Annotated in this window: 17 protein-coding genes; 7 read left to right on the top strand and 10 right to left on the bottom strand. The window is 46.1% G+C overall.

Features of this window, described 5'->3' with window-relative positions:
• Positions 1-8 precede the first annotated feature (8 nt).
• From betA to choV, 4 genes are all read left to right on the top strand, one after another.
• Positions 9-1,721 carry a choline dehydrogenase gene (betA, locus tag AC6R05_RS22480; RefSeq protein ID WP_500648700.1) on the top strand — a complete coding sequence of 571 codons (1,713 nt, stop codon included), beginning with the start codon at positions 9-11 and terminating at the stop codon, positions 1,719-1,721.
• 98 nt (positions 1,722-1,819) lie between these two features.
• Positions 1,820-2,785 carry a choline ABC transporter substrate-binding protein gene (locus AC6R05_RS22475; RefSeq protein WP_500648699.1) on the top strand — a complete coding sequence of 322 codons (966 nt, stop codon included), beginning with the start codon at positions 1,820-1,822 and terminating at the stop codon, positions 2,783-2,785.
• 53 nt (positions 2,786-2,838) lie between these two features.
• The gene (gene choW / locus AC6R05_RS22470) at positions 2,839-3,681 is read left to right on the top strand and encodes a choline ABC transporter permease subunit (RefSeq protein ID WP_500648698.1); all 843 of its coding nucleotides are present in this window, start codon (positions 2,839-2,841) and stop codon (positions 3,679-3,681) included.
• Positions 3,682-3,683: 2 nt separating this feature from the next.
• Complete coding sequence (choV, locus tag AC6R05_RS22465; protein WP_500648697.1) at positions 3,684-4,892, top strand: choline ABC transporter ATP-binding protein; 1,209 nt, start codon at positions 3,684-3,686, stop codon at positions 4,890-4,892.
• 61 nt (positions 4,893-4,953) lie between these two features.
• Here the strand turns inward: choV and AC6R05_RS22460 are convergent, their stop codons facing one another.
• From AC6R05_RS22460 to AC6R05_RS22440, 5 genes are all read right to left on the bottom strand, one after another.
• Positions 4,954-5,826 carry a helix-turn-helix transcriptional regulator gene (locus AC6R05_RS22460; protein ID WP_500648696.1) on the bottom strand — a complete coding sequence of 291 codons (873 nt, stop codon included), beginning with the start codon at positions 5,824-5,826 and terminating at the stop codon, positions 4,954-4,956.
• A gap of 147 nt (positions 5,827-5,973) precedes the next feature.
• Complete coding sequence (locus AC6R05_RS22455) at positions 5,974-7,221, bottom strand: MFS transporter (RefSeq protein WP_500648695.1); 1,248 nt, start codon at positions 7,219-7,221, stop codon at positions 5,974-5,976.
• Positions 7,215-9,188 (bottom strand): TonB-dependent receptor, encoded by a 1,974-nt coding sequence (locus tag AC6R05_RS22450; protein WP_500648694.1) that lies wholly within the window; start codon positions 9,186-9,188, stop codon positions 7,215-7,217. The genes AC6R05_RS22455 and AC6R05_RS22450 overlap by 7 nt, the downstream gene beginning before the upstream one ends.
• Before the next feature lie 52 nt (positions 9,189-9,240).
• A complete protein-coding gene (locus AC6R05_RS22445; protein ID WP_500648693.1) occupies positions 9,241-10,929 on the bottom strand; it encodes an ABC transporter ATP-binding protein in 1,689 nt (562 codons plus the stop codon).
• Entirely contained in the window at positions 10,922-12,586 is a 1,665-nt protein-coding gene (locus AC6R05_RS22440; RefSeq protein ID WP_500648692.1) for an ABC transporter ATP-binding protein, read from the bottom strand. The genes AC6R05_RS22445 and AC6R05_RS22440 overlap by 8 nt, the downstream gene beginning before the upstream one ends.
• Positions 12,587-12,916: 330 nt before the next feature.
• Here AC6R05_RS22440 and AC6R05_RS22435 point away from each other — a divergent pair, with 330 nt between their 5' ends.
• On the top strand, positions 12,917-13,414 hold the full coding sequence (locus tag AC6R05_RS22435) for a MarR family winged helix-turn-helix transcriptional regulator (protein WP_152469991.1): 498 nt from the start codon (positions 12,917-12,919) through the stop codon (positions 13,412-13,414).
• Between the two features lie 105 nt (positions 13,415-13,519).
• Here the strand turns inward: AC6R05_RS22435 and AC6R05_RS22430 are convergent, their stop codons facing one another.
• Complete coding sequence (locus AC6R05_RS22430) at positions 13,520-15,874, bottom strand: putative bifunctional diguanylate cyclase/phosphodiesterase (RefSeq protein ID WP_500648691.1); 2,355 nt, start codon at positions 15,872-15,874, stop codon at positions 13,520-13,522.
• Positions 15,875-16,344: 470 nt separating this feature from the next.
• Here AC6R05_RS22430 and AC6R05_RS22425 point away from each other — a divergent pair, with 470 nt between their 5' ends.
• On the top strand, positions 16,345-17,658 hold the full coding sequence (locus AC6R05_RS22425; protein ID WP_500648690.1) for an ABC1 kinase family protein: 1,314 nt from the start codon (positions 16,345-16,347) through the stop codon (positions 17,656-17,658).
• A gap of 93 nt (positions 17,659-17,751) precedes the next feature.
• On the opposite strand, the gene AC6R05_RS22420 is transcribed toward AC6R05_RS22425, so the two are convergent.
• From AC6R05_RS22420 to AC6R05_RS22410, 3 genes are all read right to left on the bottom strand, one after another.
• Positions 17,752-18,381 (bottom strand): bifunctional 4-hydroxy-2-oxoglutarate aldolase/2-dehydro-3-deoxy-phosphogluconate aldolase, encoded by a 630-nt coding sequence (locus tag AC6R05_RS22420; protein WP_500648689.1) that lies wholly within the window; start codon positions 18,379-18,381, stop codon positions 17,752-17,754.
• Between the two features lie 4 nt (positions 18,382-18,385).
• Complete coding sequence (locus tag AC6R05_RS22415; protein WP_500648688.1) at positions 18,386-19,345, bottom strand: sugar kinase; 960 nt, start codon at positions 19,343-19,345, stop codon at positions 18,386-18,388.
• 115 nt (positions 19,346-19,460) lie between these two features.
• Positions 19,461-20,894 carry a PTS transporter subunit EIIC gene (locus AC6R05_RS22410; RefSeq protein WP_500648687.1) on the bottom strand — a complete coding sequence of 478 codons (1,434 nt, stop codon included), beginning with the start codon at positions 20,892-20,894 and terminating at the stop codon, positions 19,461-19,463.
• Between the two features lie 261 nt (positions 20,895-21,155).
• On the opposite strand from AC6R05_RS22410, the gene AC6R05_RS22405 reads away from it, so the two are divergent.
• Entirely contained in the window at positions 21,156-22,355 is a 1,200-nt protein-coding gene (locus AC6R05_RS22405; RefSeq protein WP_500648686.1) for an enolase C-terminal domain-like protein, read from the top strand.
• Between the two features lie 228 nt (positions 22,356-22,583).
• Here AC6R05_RS22405 and AC6R05_RS22400 read toward each other — a convergent pair whose 3' ends face one another.
• Complete coding sequence (locus AC6R05_RS22400; protein ID WP_500648685.1) at positions 22,584-23,291, bottom strand: GntR family transcriptional regulator; 708 nt, start codon at positions 23,289-23,291, stop codon at positions 22,584-22,586.
• Between the last annotated feature and the right edge of the window lie 132 nt (positions 23,292-23,423).

Below are 23,423 nucleotides of genomic sequence, written 5' to 3'. Positions count from 1 at the left end.
AACAGAACATGGAACAACGCTACGATTATATTATCGTCGGCGCGGGTTCGGCCGGCTGCGTGTTGGCCGATCGGCTCACAGAAAGCGGTCAACATAGCGTGTTATTGCTGGAGGCTGGTGGTACGGATAAGAGTATTTTTATCCAGATGCCGACGGCTCTTTCTTACCCGATGAACACCGAAAAGTACGCTTGGCAATTTGAAACTCAGCAAGAGTCTGGGCTTGATGGCCGCCAGTTACACTGCCCACGCGGCAAGGTGTTGGGTGGCAGTTCATCGATTAACGGCATGGTTTACGTGCGTGGCCACGCTTGCGATTTTGACGAGTGGGAAGAGCAGGGCGCAGCGGGTTGGAACTACCAAGCGTGTCTGCCTTACTTCCGTCGTGCTGAATCTTGGAATCAAGGTAGTGATGTTTATCGTGGTGGCGATGGCCCGGTTGGAACCTGTAATGGTAACGACATGGCATTGAACCCGCTCTATCAAGCCTTTATCGATGCAGGCAAAGATGCGGGTTACCCAGAAACCAAAGACTACAACGGCTACCAGCAAGAAGGCTTTGGCGCGATGCACATGACGGTGGATAAAGGTGTCCGTGCCTCAACATCGAACGCGTATCTACGTCGAGCACTAAAGCGTTCCAATCTCACCCTTATCAAAGGCGTGGTGGTTCGTAAGGTATTGCTAGAGCAAGAGTCTGGCCAATTGAAAGCGACGGGCGTTGAGTTCGAAAAGTCCGGCAAGATTCAAACCGCTTCGGCTGCAAAAGAGGTGATCTCTTCGGCGGGTTCTATCGGCTCTGTTCAGTTACTTCAGCTATCTGGAGTTGGTCCCAAAGCCGTGCTTGAAAAAGCGGGCGTAGAGCTTAAGCATGAGCTCAGCGGTGTCGGTGAAAATCTGCAAGACCACCTTGAAGTTTATTTCCAGTATCACTGCAAAGAACCGATCACGCTCAACAGCAAACTCGGTTTAGTCAGCAAAGGCATGATTGGTGCTGAGTGGATCTTAACGCGCAAAGGGCTTGGGGCTACCAATCACTTCGAATCTTGCGCCTTTATCCGCTCTCGAAAAGGTCTTAAGTGGCCGAATATTCAATATCACTTTCTGCCAGCAGCAATGCGTTACGATGGCCAAGCAGCTTTTGATGGTCATGGCTTCCAAGTCCACGTTGGTCCTAACAAACCAGAGAGTCGCGGCACTGTCGCGATCACGTCGGCAGACCCACATGCCAAGCCTGAAATCATTTTTAACTACATTTCGACAGAGCAAGACCGTCAAGACTGGCGTGACTGTATTCGTCTGACGCGTGAAATCCTCTCTCAACCTGCGATGGATAAGTTCCGTGGAGAAGAGATCCAGCCGGGGGCAGATGTCACCTCTGATGAAGCGATCGATGAATGGGTAAAACAGAATGTCGAGAGCGCGTATCACCCGTCTTGCGGCTGCAAAATGGGCGCAGATGACGACCCAATGGCGGTTCTGGACGAAGAGTGTCGAGTGCGCGGTGTCGCTAACCTACGTGTGGTCGATTCGTCGGTATTCCCAACCATTCCCAACGGTAACTTGAATGCGCCAACCATTATGGTGGCAGAGCGGGCTGCGGATTTCATATTGGGTAAATCGCCATTGACTGCAGCAGATGTGCCCGTTTGGATTGCACCTCACTGGCAAGAGACTCAACGCGAAAACGAACCGTTAAGAGCCTTAGCCAGCGATACCTAATTACAAATCGAGCATCGGTCGTGAATAAAGACCGAGCAAAAAAGCATGAGTCAGAAGCCACATCGACGTGGTGAAAAGGAAGAATAAAAGGAATCACTATGACAATTATCCGTACCGTGACCAAAAAGACAGTGGCCGCTAGCGCGGTTAGCCTACTGGCATTTAACGCCTATGCAGCAGTTGAACCTCAACAGTGTGAGAACGTGCGCTTTGCCGATGTCGGCTGGACCGATATTACCGCAACGACGGCTGTCACCACTGAGCTGCTAAAAGGATTGGGTTATCAGACCAAAACAGACCTGCTTTCTGTGCCTGTGACTTACTCCTCAATGGCTAACGGTGACATTGATGTTTTCCTTGGTAACTGGATGCCAACTATGGAAGGCGATATTGCTAAGTACCGTGAAGCGGGAACCGTGGAAACTGTGCGCGCTAATCTAGAAGGTGCGAAGTATACGCTGGCGGTTCCTAAGTATGTTTACGATGCTGGTGTGAAGAGCTTTGCTGATCTCGCTAAGCACGCAGACAAATTCAAAGACCGCATCTACGGCATTGAGCCGGGCAACGATGGAAACCGTCTGATTCAATCGATGATCGACTCAGATGCTTTCGGTCTGAAAGACTTCAGTCTGGTTGAATCAAGTGAAGCGGGCATGGTTTCACAAGTGTCTCGTGCGGCTCGTCGCAACCAATGGATCGTCTACTTGGGTTGGGCGCCGCATCCAATGAACAGCAATGTTGAGATGGAGTACTTAGACGGCGGCGACGACTTCTTCGGTCCAAATTACGGTGGCGCTAATGTTTACACTAACGTACGCGCAAATTACCTGTCTGAGTGTTCAAACGTCGGTCAGCTCCTGCAAAACCTAGAGTTCACTCTAGAGATGGAAAACGAGCTGATGGAAGCGATTCTTAACCAAAACGTTCAACCAAACAAAGCAGCTCAGCAGTGGCTTAACAGCAACCCACAGCAAGTGGAAGCGTGGCTTAAGAACGTGAAAACACTCAAGGGCGATTCAGCTCAAGACGCTGTGTCAGCATACCTAAAGCAAGTTAAAGCGTAATTAGAAGGAAATGGTGAGTTGTGTTCGCAGCTCACCATAGAAAAGGCAATATTGTGAATTTTATTACCGACAACAAAATCCCAGTGGGTCAATGGATGGAAGCGGGCGTCGACTGGCTAACCATCAATGCGGCAGGGCTGTTTGATGCCATCTCTATTTTTCTAGAGACGGTTATTCTGTTTCTGGTTGATGTGTTTAAGTGGATGCCACCGGCTCTACCGATTTTAATTACCGCGGCTCTCGCGTGGTACCTGCATCGTAAGCTCTCACTGGTGGTGTTTGTCGTGGCGGCGCTGCTGACCATTCTTAATCTTGGCTACTGGCAAGAAATGCTGGAAACCTTTGTCCTCGTCTTCGCTGCGACAACGATTTCCGTATTAATTGGCGTTCCAGTGGGCATCATGGCGGCGCATCGTCCATGGCTCTATACCGTATTAAGACCGATCCTCGATTTGATGCAAACCGTGCCAACCTTTGTTTATTTGATCCCAACCTTAGTTCTGTTTGGATTAGGGATTGTGCCGGGGCTTATCTCAACCATCATCTTTGCCATAGCCGCGCCAATTCGCTTGACCTACCTAGGAGTAACTAAGGTGCCAGAAGAGCTAATTGAAGCGGGCAAGGCATTTGGTGCGAGCCGTATGAAGTTATTGATGAAAGTTGAACTGCCAGCTGCTCTGCCAAGCATTATGGCGGGTGTTACTCAGTGCATCATGTTGTCGCTGTCTATGGTGGTGATTGCCGCTCTTGTTGGTGCAGATGGCCTTGGAAAACCGGTCGTTCGTGCGTTGAACACAGTGAACATCTCTCAAGGCTTTGAAGCGGGTTTAGCGATTGTTCTCGTAGCGATCATCCTTGACCGATTGTGTAAAACACCGAACCAGAAGGAGGCTTAAGCATGAGTCATGACAAGCAAAAAATGGATGCGATTACCATTAAAAACCTCGATGTTGTGTTCGGTGACAATACCCAATTAGCACTTGAGAAGCTCGACCAAGGTAAGTCTCGTCAAGAGATCATCGATGAGACAGGCCAGGTAGTTGGGGTCGACAACGTGTCCTTGAATATTCAAGAGGGTGAGATTTGTGTGCTGATGGGATTGTCCGGCTCTGGAAAGTCGTCACTGCTGCGCGCGGTGAATGGCTTGAATCCAATCAGCCGTGGCTCACTTGAAGTGAAAGATGGGGATAAACAGGTCGATCTTGCCCAGTGTGATGAAGCGACGTTACGCCACCTTCGGACTCATCGTGTGTCTATGGTGTTTCAAAAGTTTGCTCTTATGCCATGGCTTACCGTTTTAGATAACGTGGCGTTCGGGCTAGAGATGCAAGGCATGGCGAAAGATGCCCGTCGAGCGAAAGCGCGTGAGCAGCTAGAAATGGTTGGCCTTGCAGAGTGGGAAACCAAGTTCCCGCATGAGCTATCAGGGGGGATGCAGCAGCGTGTTGGTCTGGCGCGAGCATTCGCGATGGATACTGATATTCTGCTGATGGATGAGCCTTTCTCTGCGCTCGATCCGTTGATTCGTGCTCAGTTGCAAGACGAGCTGATTACCCTGCAGAACAAGCTCAACAAGACTATTTTGTTCGTCAGTCATGATCTCGATGAAGCCCTTAAAATCGGCAACAACATTGCGATCATGGAGTCAGGCAAACTGATTCAACATGGTAAACCAGAAGAGATCGTACTCAAGCCGAGAACTGAGTACGTGAAGGACTTTGTTGCTCATACGAATCCATTGAACGTGCTTAAAGGGCGATCTTTAATGCAGCCTCTTGAGTCGCTAGAGCAGCAAGACGATAGCTGGAAAGTGTGTGCGAGCAAAGATGTGTGGGTAGAACAAGTTGAAGGGGCGCTCACCATTAAGGGAGAGAATGATCTTAACCTTCATACATGGCAGGCGTCAGATTCGGATGAGCTTGATCTTGAGCCGTCAACCTTAGTTGTTGCCAGTCCTGAAATTGGTATGCGTGATGCAATCAAACTCAAACAGCAGAGTGATTACCCAATCTTGCTGGTGGAGAACAAACAGCTAGTGGGTGTTCTCGACAACAGTGAGTTCTACAGTGCGCTGACGGGTGAATTCCAACAAAACAGCGCCGCTTAAATAGGGTTCAACAATGATGAGACAAGCCAGTCGCTCAATGGGTGACTGGCTTTTTATGTGTCTATTGAGCGTTGTATAGGGCTTGTCTTCGATAGGCATTGGGAGCGAGTCCCGTATGTTGCTTAAACACCTTCGAAAAATAGCTGCCACTTTGATAGCCCAAGTCCATGGCAATCTGAGTGATGGACTCATCAGTGCGACTCAAACGCTCTTTTGCGAGCCCAATACGGTGTGTTTGAATCCAACTTGCGACGCCCATATTGAACTGTTTTTTGAAAGACTGTTTTAGGTAACACTCATTGGTTGCGAGCTCTTTAGAAAGACAAGGTATATTCCAATCTATATGCGGTTGAGTCGTTATAAGATCGCACGCTTGTTCCGCTAGTGACTTGGGCTCTTTGTGCACCATCAACAGCGCCAATAACTCTAAAACTTTCCCTCTTAACCATACCGCGCGTGCGACACCCTGGAAATCATTGTCCCAGATAGCATGAGAAACCTTGTGTAGGTCACCAGAAAGCGACATTTGCCAACCAGTCTCGTAGAGTTCGAACCGCTTAAATGAAGAGCCCTGATTCTCAGGCAAAAGGTTTTTGGTCAAGCTGTGATGCAAGGGGAAGTGGATACGTATATTTTCGATTTTACCGCCTTGTTGCAACTCAATTGGGTTTACAGGTTCCGGTTCTGGTAGCAAAGAAGCAATACAGCGAAAAGCGAACGCAGCGGCTGGGTAATTTGGGTATTTTGGGCTGTAGGCATGATTGACCCCGGTAAAGCTAATGTAGAAGCCTGCATCAGCAGGATCGTTAAAGCGAATATCGCTTTCAGCGGTGCAATTGACAATGTAGGCATTGACGCCGTCGTCCAAAGCGACCACATCAAAACGGCCATCAACGTTACCTGTTCGGCTTAAACTGTTCACGATGTTACTCATTCTTCTTGCCTTCGTCGTTCTCGCATGGGCTTGCTTAATGTGCAATTAATATAAGTGATAATAAATATCATTTACACCAATTATTCATCTAAAGCGTGACATGTGAGTGAGAAGCTTCACTAACAGTAAAGCTTCTTTAACGTTTGATTACTTCGAAGGGCAAGGAACCTTGGTATCTGGAATAAGGACTGGGACTAAGCAAACAGCGACTAAGCTGAGTGCAATCATGGATAGAAAGTGCACTGGATAACCTGTCATGCTGATTATCGATCCACACACTATCGCCATCACGATTGCGATAAACATATCCATCGACTGAAACAGTGAAAAATTAACGCCCGCTTGTTGGCCGGAAGCGAGGTTCATCATCAATGTATACAGGGATACGAATTTAGCCGATGTAATAATGCCGTTGAGCACATAGAGAGCTGCAATGCTGGTGCTTAAGTCGACCACTTCAAGCTCAAAACTCAAGTAGCCACTGAATATCACCACTTCCGCGATGAGCATAATAGTCAGTACTTTAATGGCCTTGATCTTTTTGAGCAGATAACCACCTAAAGCGACGCCTATTAAACCAGTTACGACACCTCCTCCTGCGACCAAAAGGCCAAGGCTTTCAAGCTCAATGCCTTTATCGATTAAAAACGGCATCATCATGGCTAACACGCCTCGTGTTCCCAATTGGGACACTGCGACCAGCAATAACCCGAGCCTTACTTGTGGCATCGAAAAAGCCGATTTTAGTGATGGAATATGGCGAATATGCTCGGCTTTAGCGTGCTGTTTTTGCGTTAACAACATGAGTGTGGGCAAGCTCAAAATCAGCGTGAATATTGCCAGGCTAATGAGCGCAAATCGCCACTCGACTACGCCTGTTAAGTAGATAAAGAGTCCACCACCAATGGCGGCACCCAGATAGGCTCCTCCTACTTGCATGACGTTGCCTAGATAACGCTTGTTTGATTTGAGTTGGTCAATAGCCAGCCCGTCGGTAGCGATGTCTGCGAAGCTAGAGAACAAACTCATAAACAACACACCGAAAAAGAGCGAGACTTGATGCTCGATGATACCGACATTACACAGCATGATCAGAGCTGCTGTCAGTACCAGTTGAGAGCCAAAAATAATGATGGTGTGATTCTTAAACGAGTTACCCTGTTTGCGATGATATTCAATCAAAGGTGACCATAAAAACTTGGCAACCCATGGCAACATCGCAAGGTAAAACAGGCCAATTTGTGATGTTTCAACGCCTTCACTTCTCATCACCGCAGGCAACCCTTGTAAGGTAAACATACTGACTAGGCTTTGAATGGTGTACACGCTCGCCAAAATGGCGAGCAGTGGTTTGAGTTTAATGAGTTGAGTATTCACCATAGGTGCGATTACCACTCGTATTTCGCTTTAACACCGACTTCACGACCCGTTCCGTAGTTGCTGTATGTTTGGCCATAAGTAAATGCATAAGTGGTGTACTCTTTGTCCGTAATATTATTGCTAAAGAGTGAAACCGACAGATGAGGGTTGTACTGATAATTGATCGATAGGTCGACCAAGGTATAAGCACTCTGAGATAGTGAGTTGGCTTCGTTGAAGTAAATTTTCGAGTTATAGCGAGCTTGAGAATTAATCGAAATATCACCTTCAATCGCGGAAATTGGTAAGTAGTAATCGATGCCAAGTGTCGCTGTGGTATCTGGTGCGTAAGGGAGCGTATTGCCTTCAAAAGAGCTGTTGTTCGATTCGAATGTTGAACGACCATAGGTTCCCGCAGCTGTGATGGTCAGATCATCCGTTGGGTAGAAGGCCAACTCCGCCTCAACCCCTTTGCTGAGTGCTTCACCCATGTTGTTTAAGGTTTGATTGCCCGGAGTGCCGGTGTATAAGTGGATGTCTTCGGTTTTGATCCAGTAAATCGTACCGCTAAACGCCACTTTTTGATCGGCAAAACTAGTACGCCAGCCTAACTCACCGTTAAGCGACTTTTCAGCGTCATAACCTTTGGCGTCAGCATTACTGAGAGGCACAACATTGTAGCCTGCTGGACGATAACCGCTGGTAACAGAGGCGTAAATTCGAGTTTGTTGGTTTGCCTGCCAGCCAATTGCTGCTTTTGGAGAAATGGTCGATTCTGACAGATCATTATTGTAAGGATCGATAAACCAAGCTGGGTTGCCACTAAAGTCCGATGAAACATTAAGGTGAGACGCTCGTGCACCAAGGGTGAGATCCCACTGAGAAGCGAATTGGTAATTTGTTTGGCCGAACAAAGCGTAGGTATCGTAGTCGAGCTTATTATTGGCGCCATTGGCGGTCACATCAAGGTTGCGAGTTTCAAAATACCCACCGATTACCGAGTGCAACTTATCACTATGTTGCAAGTTAAGACGCAGCTCTTGGCTTAATTTGTCTTGATCTTCTTGATAGTTGCCATAGACGTATTCACGGTCGATTTCACGAGTCTGATAGGCAGTAATGCTGGTTAATTGGGAGCGGCCAAAATCGTAACCGAGATTGAAGGCATAGGTATAAACATCGCGTTTGAGATTAGGAATCGGCGCATCTTTGGTTTTTGAATCGAATTCGTCTTGGGTGAGGTACCACTCTTCGTGACTGTCGAGTTTGTCGGCAGCAATGGAGAGTGAAGCAGTCAGCTTAGAGTCGTTAGGCAGGTAGTGGAAACGAACCCTCAACGCACTCTCGTCCGCGTCATTGACATCCTCTTTTCCGCTCGAAACGTGCTTGATATTGCCTTCGTCATAAACATAACTTGCTGCAATATCGGCCGAAACGCTATCAGATAAACGTGTCGCAGCTGCGGCATCGATCTGCTGGCTTAGGTTGGAATAAACTGCTGAGGTTTTGAGTTCAGTGGTTTCATTCTCTTTGCGAGTCACGATATTGATAACACCACCTTGGGCATTACCACCATATAGCGTGCCTTGAGGTCCACGTAAAAGCTCGACTCTTTCTACATTGATCAGAGGTTGAGTAACGAATGCACTGTCTTGCAGTACGCCGTCGACATAGACACTGACTGTAGGGGAGTAATAATCAGGTGAACTGATGCCACGAACTGTGGTGTTGGCATAGGTTCTATTACCGCGAGTTTGAATCAGAAGCCCAGGAAAAACTCTCTCCAAATCTTGAACTTGATAGATGCCCGCTTTTTCGAGCTCTTCCCCAGTTTTTATGATTACCGAGTTATTAACCTGAGAAAGTGGCGTATCAAATTTCGTCGCTTCAACCACGACGACTTCCATAGCTTGCGATGTCTCGTCAGCAAAGGATTGAGTGCTCCCTAATATCGCGAGAACAACACCGGCAACGATGCTGAGTTTTGGAGAATTGTTGTGCATATTTTGTTCCTTGAATCTTAAAAAGTTAAGCACTACTCACGGTGCTATTTTTCTAATTATTTTGTTGAGCTTCCCAAAGACCTTGGTATTGGGGAGATTCCATGATGAGTTCAGAATGTGACCCGAAGGCCTCAATCGCTCCATCATTGAGTAAATAAATACAATCAGCTTCAGTCACGGTGTCCAAACGGTGTGCAACCGTGATGGTGGTTTTCGATGCAAAGCAATGTTGAATGCTTTGAAGAACTTGGCACTGTTTACGTTGGTCCAGAGCTGAGGTGAATTCATCAAGAAGAACGACAGGAGCGTCATGCAGCAAGGCTCTTGCCAGAGACAGACGCTGACGTTCACCCCCTGATAGGTCACCACCGTTTTCGCTGATTTCGGTGTGTAAACCGAGAGGTAATCGCGAAATCAGTTCATCAAGTCCGGCGGTTTTTATGGCGCTTTGTAATTGGTCTCTGCTCGCGTCTTGCTTGGCTATCAATAAGTTATCTTCGAGTGTTCCTGCGAAAAGTTGTATGTCTTGGGTGACATAAGCAATGCTGTTGTACCAGTGCGCCGTGCCTGTCGCTTCCACGGTATGACCGCCAATTTTGATGCAACCTCGCGTCGGTATATGAAAAGCGGCTAGCAGGTTGAGTAGTGTGGTTTTGCCTGCGCCACTTGCTCCGACTAACGCAATATGTTGACCGTGTGGTACATAGAGGTTGATGTCTTTTAAGAGGTACTTACCATTGATAGAGAGTCCTGTATTTTTGAACTGGATATCGTAATTTCTTGGCGCAAGGCCATTGACCGGTTGCTGATCTTCTTGGCTGAGGTTGTAAAGTCGGTCCGTTGATTTGCTCATATAGCGGAGCAAGGTTGAGAACATGGTCATTCTTACGAACGGACGGATACATGCTATTGAGGCGATGACCGACACCAACCATTGAGAAAGAGAAAGTTGGTCAAGGCTCACCAAATAGACTCCAATGGCTGCAATCAGTGGTATGGAAAGCTCTAATACGAGGTTTGCCAATACGACCCCAACGCCACCTGCCCATTCGACACCTAACCCTGCTTCACGTAACGCAGTGATCTCTTTATGCAGTGGATCGGCCAGAACATCACAACGTCCAAATCGCTTCAATGTCGGTAAACAAGCGATGTATTCAAGAATTTTGTTGGTACAGGCCACGTTCTGATCTAAGTGCTGCTGGGAGTGCTGTGAAAAAGCACGCTCAAATTTCATCAGCACTATGTAGGCGCCACTCATGACGAAAAGCATGGTCATACCTAGATAAATGGAGTTGAAGAACAAGAGACTCAACATTGCTATGGGAATCATCAAAGACGCGACAAGATCAGCGATTAAGTGGCTGAATGTATCTTCGAAGGCCTTAAGGTCGCGAGTCATGAGCTTGATGCGCTCTCCTAGCCCTTTGCCGACGATGTTGCCAAGCGGTTGGCAGCGAACGTCTTGCAGCAGGGTCTTTCTCAACTGATGGGTAATGTCATAGGCGCCTAAAAAGCTCTGCTTTGCCGATTGCCCAAGCATCCATTGACACAGGATGGTCGCGATGACGACAGCGAGCATTGCTTCTAAGGCCCACGCAGAGCCACCGAGTAGAGCGCTAAACAAAATCGCCCATATCGCCAAGGGTAAGAGTTCACATAAGACTTTACCGCCAATACCGACGAGAAAGGTTTTGGTATTCGAGTGGGCATGTTCTAGTAAAACAAACAGATTACGCACAGACTGTCTCCTCTTGTTCGATAAGCTGACCGTTGTTTAGGGAGAAAGCGCGATTAGCCATCGACAAAGCTTGATTGCCGTGACTGATAACAAACTGAATTTGTTGCGATGAATATTGGCTAATCGCCTCTAACACGAGCTTTTCAGTTGATTTATCGAGGTGCGAGGTGGCTTCGTCTAATACTAAGATGCTTGGGGCTGCAAGTAGGGCGCGGGCAATCGCGAACCTCTGTTTTTCGCCGCCACTGAAATCTTGCTCTGAGGCGTTCATGGCGCAATCCAATTGGTTTGGAAGTTCGCGGACAAGCTTGGCGAGAGCAAGTTGTTCAAGGACTTGCATGATCTCTGAGTCTTCCGCCTGTGAATTGCCTAGCGTTAAGTTCTCGCGAATGGAAGCATTGAAAAAAACAGGGTGCTGGTCGACGACAGCAATGTATTCGCTTCGCTGCTTCTCAGACATAGCAGAGACAGCTTGACCATCGAGGAACCAATCTCCTTGATGCGCAGTGAGTTCGCCATACAGGGTTGCCAGCAGGCTACTTTTTCCTGATCCAGACGCGCCTTGGAGAAGGACACAGTCGCCGCGACGAAAGGTCACATTGAGTGAATCCATAACTTGATATGAGCCACGCATGACGCTGAGCTGATGACAACGCAACTGGGTGACTGGCTCTGAGAGCAGTTCAGATGGCGAGTTTTGGGCGCTGGAAAACAATGGTAATAGGCGTTCTACAGACTGGAATGAGTGCTGTGTTTGGGCAAATACCTGCGTCAAATCTAGCCAAGGCTTAAGCACGCCAGCACATAAAATGACAATCATGGTGAGATCGACAGGTGTTAGCACGCCTTGGGTCATTTTGTAGACCGCGAATGGAATGACTAGCACCAAAGAGGCTTGGGCTAAGGTGATAAACGTCACCCATGCACCAACCATCTGTTTGGTGTACGTTCTCACCATTTTATGATGCTTAGTCATGTTAGTGCTCATCTGACGATAGGAATCAGCATCGACACCAAACAACTTCATTACACCAATGCTGCGAAGAAACTCCAGTTGTGCCTTGTGCATATTGGCGACAACTTGGTTGTATTTCTTTTGTCGAGCAGGGAAGCCACGCATCATCATAGTTTGAGCAATGACTGCCAAAGGGAGCGGGATCAGCGCTATAAGCCCCAGCTGCCAGTCGATGGTAAACATGCAGCCAATTAAAGCGATAGGCAGCAAGATGCCTGTAATGATGTCTGTGGTGTGGTGAGCAATCAGTGGTTCAAGGCTTTGGCAATCTTCATTCAATCGCTTTTCTAGATCGCCACGGTGATATTGAACAAGTTGATCTGTGGGCATTTGAGATAGGGCGACAATCAGCTTTTGTCTCAAGTTTTGAATGATGTGATATGCGGCCAAATGCGCCTGCCAAACGGATACCGAGTACAGAAAATAGCGAGCGCAAATGGCAACGCCCATTAAAGCAAAATGGATTGACGGCTGTTGCGTGCTAAACACGGAATTGAGTGCAAAGTAGAGCGATACCCAAGTGATTACCTCGGCAACAACGCTGAGTATGGCGCTGATGGTGGTATAGACGATTCGCTTTTTTTCGCTTTTGATGATTGAAGTGAGGGCCTGTTTAGCACTCATCTTATCCGTTAGATACATGATTGACTCCTTAATAGGAGGCATTCTCATCTAAGCCGCAGGTCAACAATATCAATATCGGGAATTTGAAGGCGAATATCGGGAAACTTTTTATATTTATGCGCCTTGGGGGTGTACCTTCAAAGATAATTTAAAAAACGCTTGGTCTATCTCGAAGTCTCTCATCATAAAAGATTGAGAATAGCGCGAACATCAGTACAATGCGGAAAAAATAATGAGGTAATTTCTCAATTTATCGCGTAATTTGAAAGGCTCTCAACGCTTTGCAGTGCCGGTTCAAATAAATGCACTACAATCATTCACACTCTAACAAGAACAAAGGTCTGCATCTTGGACAAACATGACGAAATCCTGGTCGCTATTCGCCAAATTATTCGCGCTATCGATTTACACTCGAAGAAGTTGAGTAAAGAGTATGGTTTGACTGGCCCTCAATTGATTTTAATGAGAGCAATCCAAGAGATGGGCAATGTGACGATCAAAGAGTTGTCGAATCACACCAATGTGAGTCAGGCGACGACGACTACCATCATCGACCGTCTTGAGCAGAATGGTTATGTGCAGCGTGTGCGTAGTGTATCGGATAGACGTAAAGTTCATGCGAATCTAACCGAAAAAGGTCAAGATCTGCTAAACAGCGCGCCACCGCCACTTCAAGATAACTTTGTTAATAAATTCCAGAACTTAGAGCCATGGGAGCAGAGTTTGCTTCTTTCCTCTATGCAGCGTATCTCTTCAATGATGAATGCAGAAGACATTGATGCTGCGCCGGTTCTACAACTCGAAGGTATCACAAATACTGTCAAAACGGACGAGCCTGCGAAATAGCCTACTGAAGCATCGAGCTGAAATAACTGTTTCGATTTGAATAAAAGACCACGCATTTGAGCGTGGTCTTTTCGTTGGTGTTGAGCCCGTTTCGCCTTGTTTAGGTTACTGATTGTTTGTCTCTTGCCGGTTTTGGTACTTGGCAATCAGCGCCAACACATCGTCCTCTGTGACAGGCGTTCCGTAGTAATAACCTTGCAGGTAATTACAGCCAAGTCGAGTGAGGAAGGTTTCTTGCTCTTTGGTTTCGACACCCTCAGCAACCACCTTAAGCGAGTAGTTTTTCGCGAGGCGGTACAGCACGTTTACCATCTCATGCTTGGATGGGTTGTTATTAAAGATCTGATCAACAAAGGATTTGTCGATCTTTAGGGTATCGAAAGGATAACGAATTAGTTGATTGAAAGAGGTAAAGCCAGTACCGAAATCATCGATGGCTAAGTCCACCCCAAGCTTCTTCAAATCAAATAGCACGTCCAACTCGGTGGTTTCGTCCGGGACAAACGCCGTTTCAGTCACTTCAAATTCGATATTCTCTGCAGGCACACCTGTACTGATTAACATACGATTGACGTCGGCAGGAAAGCCCGGAGACATTAACTCTAAACTGGAGATGTTAATGGCAAACTTGAGTGAACGGTTTCCTCTGTCGATGAGTCTTTTGGCGGCCATTAAACCATTGCTGATCACCCACATATCGATATCGCGGATAATGCCCGTACGTTCAGCACAAGGGATGAACTCATCTGGGCCGATATTCTGTTTCGCTAGCTCAGGGCAGCGCAACAACAGCTCAAAACCTCGTAGCGTTTTTGAGGCGGCGTTGATGATAGGCATGAATGAAAAGCTGAACCCGTCTTCGTTGAGTGCCTTTATAAGGGTTTGCTCAATCAATAGTTCTTTGGCAACCACCTCTTCGAGATCGGAATTATAAAAGTAGTGGCGCGCCTCAGACTCTTTCGCCACATACATGGCTCTATCAGCTTGGATCATTAGAGAGTCAGTAGTGAGATTCTCATTATGCTTATTGATTTCGACCACACCTAGACTGATACCTACGCGATAGCGTTGATCCCCAAGGAAAAAGTTGGATTCGAACTGCGCTTCAATGCTTTCAAGGACACTCAAAATATCGGAAAGGCGTGTTATACCGTAGGTGTATATCGCGAACTCATCGCCACTGAGTCGAGCAAATAGATAAGACTCGAATAGACGTCCGCGTGAGCGCTGCAGAATTTGTTGAGTCGAGGATGCAAAGCGCACTAAGAGCTCATCACCCGCATCGTGCCCATAATTATCATTCACCGCCTTGAATTTATCGAGGTCGATATAGACAAGGTAGCTGGTACCGTGGTGTTGTTCAGAGAGCAACTTCTTTAGGTTTTGCATGAAGAAGGTGCGATTATCAAGGCCAGTAAGCGCATCGGTTTCTACTAAGGTTTTGACGCGTTCAAACACCGATTGGTAGCTTGGGTCTATTTGTTCGTCTTTATTCGCCTGAGCTTGGTCGCTTGGTTTAAATGAGTTTAGCTCTCGAGTATAAGCCTGCAGTGGTTGCAGCACTTGTCGGTAAAACAAAAAGTAACCACCACTAATTAAGAACAAGGTAATCGCTAAGGTAACACCACCTATCGAAATCTTGGCTTGGTTGAGTTGGCTTTGGTAGTTTTCAGGGAAAACATGCAGGGACGCTGAGATGAACGGATCCATGTGTTTGAAAGCGACGCCGTCAGAGAAGTCCACTTCCATTTTCATCGCATGGTTATCGAAGGCGTGATAGTTAGTGAGCGCAACCACTAACGGTTCCGCTTCGTGCGGCGAAAATATGCTTCGTTCTTGGCCTGTTAGAAAGCGATAGTCAAAAGAGAACCCAAAGGGGAGCTGTTCCTTCAATGTCGCTTTGAAGCCGTCGAATACAGAAATTGGCAATATGAGCACCGCAATGCGGTCCTGGTAGCCTTCCAAAGTGTGAGCGGTAACAGCGTATAGCTTGCCATCGATAATCGAGAGCTTTTCTGAGTTGTTTGGATCAGTGAGATAGGTGCGACCCGTATCGAGAAACAGCTGGTTCGATTGATGTTCTAAAGTTTGCACTGAGCTCGCAATCAGGTTGGAGTGCGAATCGATGATGGCAAATGAGTAGGAATTGTTGGTGTTGTAATCAAACCGTGTGCTACTAAGCTGTGTATCGATCGATGCAAACGCGTCGTAGACTGTTCGATTCAAGTCGGCACGTTTTATAAAACTCTCTCTTTCCGCGATGTTATTCAAGAAGGCTTTTTGATCCCTAAGTTCTTCTCCCATCTGCTTAACGACAAATTCAAGCTGTACACACCATTTACTTACGATTTGGTTTTTAATTTGCTTTTCGTAAGACAGGTAGTAAGCAATGCCACTTGAGAAGACAATGATGAAAATGGCGGGTATAAAAATGCGAGCGGCCTTGTTCGTTAAATCCATATAACACTCCAATCTCCCAGTCGTACTCCAAGGTTACCGACTGTTATGCTACTTTGCACATAATTGAAGTTAGGTCAGATCTCCGACCTTTGCAAAGGGATTTGAGAGAGAATTTAAGTCCGTGACTGAATATCACGTTTCTACTGTTTGAATTAGAAAGATAATCGATAGATTTGTTAATTTTCAAAGCCTTATGGCGCTTGGCTTGATCAAGTAAATGACTTTAATATCAGCTTTCAGAGTGTGTTTGAAAGTAAAGCTACCTTTCATTAATGAGCGCTAAGCCTATGTCATTAAACCTATTAATTACTGCAAGTGACTCTTTGATTTGGTAGGGTGTTTTATAAAATCTCCCTATGTATGAGTTTGACTTTTTGGGGGATACGCAACTCATGTAAATAATCGTATTTGCAATCATCCAAAGTACTTTTCTGTTCGTATACTGAGCAGTTAACTTTGACGGAGTCTTTATGTCGGCAAAAGAAAGGAATGTCCCAACCCACAGAATTTCACGTTTCGGTAAGTTTGCGTCGCTGGCGACTCGTGTTGCTGGAAACGTATTAACTGAAGGGACAAAGCAAATAGTGCAAGGTAATCGGCCGAAAGCACGCGACTTATTGCTGACACCACAGAATATCGGTCGTCTTACCGAGCAACTTGCGCATCTTCGAGGAGCGGCAATGAAGCTTGGCCAAATGCTGTCGATGGATGCCGGTGATGTTCTTGAACCGGAACTTGCGGACATATTAAGTAGGCTGCGCTCGGATGCGGACCCGCTTCCTTCCAAACAACTGAATCAGGTTCTTGAAAATTCACTAGGATCTGATTGGAAGTCGGAATACATCGCTTTTAACTTCAAGCCTATCGCGAGCGCCTCAATTGGACAGGTGCATCAAGCGTACAGTGACGCGGGTGATAAGTTGGCGGTGAAGGTGCAATATCCCGGTATTCGCAAGAGTATTGATAGCGACGTTGATAACGTTGGCACCTTGCTCAAAGTTGTCGGATTGATTCCAGAATCAGTGGATTATAAGGGCTTGTTGGAAGAAGCGAAGAAGCAGCTGCATGATGAAGCCGACTATCAACGAGAGGCACAATTCGCGATACGTTACCATCAAGCGCTGCAAGCCGATGCTCATTTTGTTGTACCGAAAGTTCATCTACCGAGCTCTTCTGATGCAGTGCTTGCGATGGAGTTTATTGAAGGGCAATCGGTCGAGTCGGTAGAGCATGCGTCACAGGAAACGCGCGATTTTGTTATGAATAGCTTGCTTGAACTGCTGTTTAAGGAGCTGTTTGAACTCAAGATGGTGCAAACCGACCCTAACTTCGCTAACTATCTCTACAACGAAAAAACCAACCAGATCGGCCTGCTTGATTTTGGAGCGACGCGAGAATATAGCGACAAATTCAGTAACGGTTATCGTCAGGTGTTTCGCTCTGTGATTGAAGGCGATGAAATAGGTCTTAATCGGGCTTTGGAAGACATTGGCTTCTTTAGTGACACCATTGTTGATAGCCAACGACAAGCGGTATTGAACCTCGTGAAAATGGCCTGTGAGCCTATGTTGGTTGAAGGTGAGTATGACTTTAAGAGCAGTGATCTCGCCAAGCGACTGCGAGAGGCTGGAACGATTTTGAGTATGGAGCAAGAGTATTGGCACACGCCTCCAGCTGACGCCCTGTTCTTACACAGAAAGATTGGAGGCATGTATCTGCTGGCTGCGAGAATTGGCGCCAATGTTAACATCCGACAGCTGGTGGCCCCTTATCTAAACAGCTGATAGCGGTACTAATTGAAGTGACTGTTGGTAAGGTATCGAGAGCCGAGCAAAGGTAACAAGGCCAGAACCTCACAGGGTCTGGCCTCTCTTTGTTTAGCGTTTTACTTGTTCAACAATTTCGCGGGTTAAGCGAGCAATCTCGTCCCATCGCTGGTTCTCTACCAACTTTTTATCCACCATCCATGTCCCTCCGCAAGCAAGTACTTCTGGCACCGCTAAATAGTTGTCGATGTTACTTGGTGTAATTCCGCCCGTTGGCATAAGTCGGATATTACCGTATGGACCAACCAATGACTTGACCATACTAATGCCACCAGAAGCCTCTGCAGGGAAGAATTTGAGTGTTGTTAACCCCATTTCTAGAGCAGCCTCGACTGTGCTTGGGTTGTTCACCCCAGGGATAATGTCGATACCAATTGCTTGGCAAGCTTTTGCAGTATTTGGGTTAAAGCCAGGTGATACGACAAAGGTTGCGCCCGCCTCTTTGGCCGCTAAAGCTTGCTCACCATTGATGATAGTCCCTGCGCCGATCAGCATGTCAGGTTGTGCTTCGCGAAGTAGGCGAATGGCTTCAACCGCCGCGTCAGAGCGGAACGTGATTTCAGCCGCAGGTAGGCCGTTTTCTGCTAACACTTTGCCAAGTGGAATAATATCTTGCGCGTTGTCGATGGCGATAACTGGAATTACTTTTAGTGCTTTTAATTGATCGTTAATAGTTGGCATGAGTTTATTTCTCGATAAGAGTAGAAAGAGTATCTGTGACAGATTGTGGGATGATTGCTCCATGATGCTGGATGACTAACCCAGCCAGCGCGTTACCATGTTGACATGCTTGTGCAACGCTTCCGCCCGTTAGGTAACATGCAAGGAATCCACCATTAAAAGAGTCTCCCGCAGAGGTCGTATCAACCACGCTGGTCACCGGTTTTGTTGGGATAGCGACAGGATCTTGGTTTGGATTTTCGCTGATCAAGCAGCCCTCAGACCCCATCTTAACGACTACGATTTGTACGCCGAGTTTATGCAGTCTAGCAATTGTGTCTTGCGGCGTTTTGTCTTGCCAAATCAACTGTTCGTCATCGAAGGTAACGAGTGCAATGTCGGTCGCTTGATAAGCAAGTAAGTACGCTTCTTTGGTTGCAGAGATGCTTTGCCAAAGCTTCGGGCGGAAATTGCTATCAAATGCAGTCTTAACGCCGTTGTTATGCAACTTGTCTATTTTGGCTAGCAGTTCAATTCGGTCTGCGTCAGGCAAAATAGCCAGAGAAATGCCGCTGAAAAAGACCATGTCAGCATTATTAAGCTGAGTCATTACATCCGTAAATTCAGGGTGTTGAACCATATAGCGTGCCGCGGAGTCATTGCGCCAATACAGAAAGGTGCGCTCGCCCTCATCGTCCAATTGAATTAGGTAGAGCCCTGGAGAACGTTTTGGGTCGCTTAGTACCAAGTCTGTTGATATCCCTTCATTTTGCCAACGACGGGTCATTTCTTGGCTGATTGAATCGGTGCCAAGCGCGGTTACGTAGCTTGTACGAACGTTAGAAAAAGCCACATCTTGTTTGAGGCTGCGGTTCAAATATATCGCGGCGTTCAGTGTGTCTCCGCCATAGCTTTGGAGCATGTTGCCAAAGGGCGCACCATTTAGCTCAATCATGCATTCGCCGATGATTGCGATATGGGTCATAGAGTAAACCTTAGAAAGAAAAACTTAGAATGAAGGTTAGAAAAGTAAAGCGTGATCATCAGGAGCGACGATCACGCTTGGCTCGTTTAACCCCACAGTGGTGAGGCAGGGGGATTTACTTATTGTCGAGCTTTACAAGTAGCATGGTCAGAACATAAGAAAGTGCGAATACACCTACTACGCCCATTAGTGCTTGAACAAAGTTCTGAGTACCGCTAGCTAGGTAAGCAGGCAAGCTGAATACCGAAGATAGAATGTAGCTCGTTAGGTGAGTGTCAATCGTTACAGAGATAGCACCGAAGACGCCCGCTGCTAGACTCGCAGTCATCATTGCTTTGGTGTACTTGGTTAGAACGCCAAACAGAGCCGGCTCTGTGATACCCAAGATAGCTGTGACACTTGAACCCGCAGTAATTGAAGACTGCTCTTTAGAAACATACTTACGTTGTTTGTGCCAGATAGCCATGGTTGCGCCCGCAATCGCCATGTTACCCAGACACATGATTGGCATTAGCAGATCCTTACCGTACAAAGCGAAGTTGTTGAGGCTGATTGGAGTCATGCTGTGGTGGATACCAAACACAATCGTGATCGGGCGAGTTAGACCAAAGATAAAGCCTGTTAGCGTAGGCGAGATCTCAAGCAGTGAGCTCATCACCCAACCAGCACCGTTACTTAGCCAGATACCTGCAGGACCAACAAAAGATAGGGTGATTGTTGAAGTTACGGTAAACGCAAGTAGAGGGGTAAATACCGGTTTCGCTGAAGAGGGTACTAGTCGATCAACGAGAGGGGTCACCTTAGACAGCAACCAAATCGCTAAAATAGCGGGTACGATAGCGCCGCCGTAGTTCAGTAGTTCAATAGGAACAACACCAAGTACTGTTAGCTCTGGCGCAGCGCCAGCGTCTTTAAGTAGTGTTGCCTTCTCAACCAGCAGTGGCGCCAGCATGGCTGAAGAAACTGCTAGTGCGATGTACTCATTAACTTTAAACACCTTAGCTGCAGAGAAAGAGACCAGCATAGGTAGAAAGAAGAATACAGCCACAGAGATAGAGCGGAAGAAGTACACCGTATCTGAGGTTTCAGAGATAACATTGGTCGCGATAAGCCCTGATAACAGACCCATCAGCATACCGGCACCCGCGATAGCAGGAACAACCGGACCAAAGATACCAGCGACGATACGCATCACGCCTTGGAACAGTTTGCCTTTTTCGAGTTCGTCAGCGACAGAGTCGTCAGATTGTTGTGTGCCTGACAGCGCGTTAAACCATTTTTCAACTTCTACGCCGATGATCACTTGAGTTTGCCCCTGTTGGCTTACCATGCCTTTTACGTCTGAAATCGCTTTGACAGCATCTTCATCAGCCAAAGACTCATCTGCCAATTTGAATCTCAATCGAGTCATACAGTGAGTGATACTCACAATGTTATCTTCACCGCCAAGAGCAGAGACTAATAACTGTATATTTTCATTAAAACTTTTCTTTTTGGGTGATGACTTTGAGTTATTAATAACAGCATCATTCTTTTCAACAATTTGCATACAACACCTGTTACTGGGAGATATTTAACTCGAGCAATCATAGCGATAAGCGTTTTTAATCCAATGGGATAAAAAGAGATCCCAATCACAATTAAATTTCTAATAATTTATTTTTTTACCATTTTTCGGCAATTGGTATGTTTTGTTTGTGAAAAAAAATCACTTAACGTACCAATTATTTTTGACCAAAATTTAGCGCTTGAAATGTGGTTTTTAACGCGGTTAGATAATGGGAGTTGACTAAGTTTAGGTTATTTAATTGTGAAAGAAACTATTATATCTGACGTCCAATGCGTTATTACAAAACCGGATAGACATAACCTCATTACCGTAATCGTTGAAACGAATGAGGGTGTGACTGGCTTTGGTTGTGCGACATTCCAACAAAGACCATTGGCTGTAAAAACCATGGTTGACGAATATTTAAAACCTATTCTCATTGGAAAAAATGCCAATAATATTGAAGACTTATGGCAAATGATGATGGTCAATGCATATTGGCGTAATGGTCCTGTTATTAATAATGCGATATCTGGCGTTGATATGGCGTTGTGGGATATCAAAGCAAAACTTGCTGGTATGCCGCTGCATCAACTATTTGGTGGTAAGGCTCGCGATGCTATTCCAGTGTATACACATGCGACCAGCGATACGATGGAAGGTATTTATGATCTAGTCGATTCATTTTTAGATAAAGGCTATCGTCATATACGTTGTCAATTAGGCTTCTATGGTGGTGTACCGACGGAGCTACATGCGACTCAAAACCCGACTGAAGGTTCGTATTACGACCAAGATCAGTACATGGACAATACCTTAACCATGTTTAAGTCGTTGAGAGAGAAATATGGCAATAAATTCCACATCTTACATGATGTGCACGAGCGCCTATTCCCAAATCAAGCTATTCAGTTTGCCAAAGAGGTTGAGCAATACAAGCCTTATTTTATAGAAGACATTTTGCCGCCAAACCAAACGGAGTGGCTAGATAACATTCGTAGCCAAAGCTCGGTATCATTGGGCTTGGGGGAGCTGTTTAACAATCCTGAAGAGTGGAAATCTCTGATTGCTAATCGCCGCATTGACTTCATCCGTTGTCACGTTTCACAGATTGGTGGAATTACACCAGCTCTGAAATTGGGGCATCTATGTCAGACCTTCGGTGTGCGTATCGCATGGCATTGTCCGCCAGACATGACGCCAATTGGCGCAGCAGTAAACACTCACTTAAATGTGCACTTACATAATGCTGCTATTCAAGAGCATGTGGAGTACAACGCTAACACTCATAAAGTATTCCCGAACGCAGCAGAACCCGTTGATGGTTACCTATATGCCTCAGAGATCGCTGGTATCGGTGTCGAAATGGATCGTGAAATGGCACAGGAGTTCCCAGTGATGTACCGTCCTCACGAGTGGACACAGAGCCGACTCCCAGATGGTGCAATTCATACACCATAGAAATCACCCTTAAATCAAATAGCCACGTTCAGTGGCTATTTTTTTATGTAAAGTAAAACTGAGATTATTAGTAGTGATGACTGGTATTTGCCTTGTGAATTACTGACGCTAATTGCATTATTCATCCTATGTGTAATGTTGATCAGTGTATATTAACGATTATTATCGTTTTTATTTTTACAAATTTAATAATAATTAATTCAATTAAAGAGTTAGATATTATAAAGGTTATTTCTTATCTCTGTAGTTCATGCTTTCGCTATTAAATGGTGTGTGATAGGTACATTGGTAGTTTATGTCGATGATATCGCTAACAATAAATAGCTCTCCCAACGTTAAAAAACCTCGATTGGTAATATTCATTGCCGCAGCGTTTTTCTTACAACCAAGTAATTCAGCATCATCTTTCGAAACATTTACTGCTTGGTAGGTGGTGAGGTAGCTGTCGATTTCAAGCCCGATAGATAAGGCATGCTTTTGAATGGAGCTTTCGATGATATCGGCGTTCATCTCGGGGAATATACGAACGGGTATTCTTGCTTCTTCTACTTGCACCACTTTATTGTTGATCAATCGTAGGCGTCTAATTTTCCAGATGTACTCATCGTCTGTGAGTGAAAATATCTGCTGTTCATGTTGATCAGGGAGGGCTTTATTAAGCTGAAGTTTTTTGTAGGAGATCTCTTCGAAGCTGTTCTCAGTAATTGAGTTGTAAACAAGCGGTGTGCCGATAAGTGCGGTATTAACGAAGTAACCTGACCCCACTTTAGATTTGACCATGCCGATCGCTTCGAGCTTAGCCAAAGCCTTACGAATCGTAAATCGAGACAACCCATAGATCTCAGAGAGTTCTCGTTCTGCAGGGAGTTTATGGTTGATGCTGTTCTGGCAGATCTTACTAACAATATCTTGAACAACTAATTCATACTTCTTCATTCTCAGAACCCAAAACACTCATCATGACTAAATTATAGTTAACTAAATCAGAGACTCAGCGCACTGCCTGTGGTTCAAAATTCTAACACATAAGGTGAAACAGCATGTTGGGAAATCACGGTGGAAAGTGAT

This window comes from Vibrio sp. R11-SG3-ISO9, from assembly GCF_059834255.1.
Note: the sequence above shows the minus strand (reverse complement) of the source record. Positions and strands in the feature narration are given on the sequence as shown.

What these genes read in the sequence shown, in the direction of transcription:
- betA (WP_500648700.1), top strand. Translation starts at nt 9, where the DNA reads ATGGAACAACGCTACGATTATATTATCGTCGGCGCGGGTTCGGCCGGC.
- AC6R05_RS22475 (WP_500648699.1), top strand. Translation starts at nt 1,820, where the DNA reads ATGACAATTATCCGTACCGTGACCAAAAAGACAGTGGCCGCTAGCGCG.
- choV (WP_500648697.1), top strand. Translation starts at nt 3,684, where the DNA reads ATGAGTCATGACAAGCAAAAAATGGATGCGATTACCATTAAAAACCTC.
- AC6R05_RS22460 (WP_500648696.1), bottom strand. Translation starts at nt 5,826, where the DNA reads ATGAGTAACATCGTGAACAGTTTAAGCCGAACAGGTAACGTTGATGGC.
- AC6R05_RS22450 (WP_500648694.1), bottom strand. Translation starts at nt 9,188, where the DNA reads ATGCACAACAATTCTCCAAAACTCAGCATCGTTGCCGGTGTTGTTCTC.
- AC6R05_RS22440 (WP_500648692.1), bottom strand. Translation starts at nt 12,586, where the DNA reads ATGTATCTAACGGATAAGATGAGTGCTAAACAGGCCCTCACTTCAATC.
- AC6R05_RS22430 (WP_500648691.1), bottom strand. Translation starts at nt 15,874, where the DNA reads ATGGATTTAACGAACAAGGCCGCTCGCATTTTTATACCCGCCATTTTC.
- AC6R05_RS22425 (WP_500648690.1), top strand. Translation starts at nt 16,345, where the DNA reads ATGTCGGCAAAAGAAAGGAATGTCCCAACCCACAGAATTTCACGTTTC.
- AC6R05_RS22420 (WP_500648689.1), bottom strand. Translation starts at nt 18,381, where the DNA reads ATGCCAACTATTAACGATCAATTAAAAGCACTAAAAGTAATTCCAGTT.
- AC6R05_RS22415 (WP_500648688.1), bottom strand. Translation starts at nt 19,345, where the DNA reads ATGACCCATATCGCAATCATCGGCGAATGCATGATTGAGCTAAATGGT.
- AC6R05_RS22410 (WP_500648687.1), bottom strand. Translation starts at nt 20,894, where the DNA reads ATGCAAATTGTTGAAAAGAATGATGCTGTTATTAATAACTCAAAGTCA.
- AC6R05_RS22400 (WP_500648685.1), bottom strand. Translation starts at nt 23,291, where the DNA reads ATGAAGAAGTATGAATTAGTTGTTCAAGATATTGTTAGTAAGATCTGC.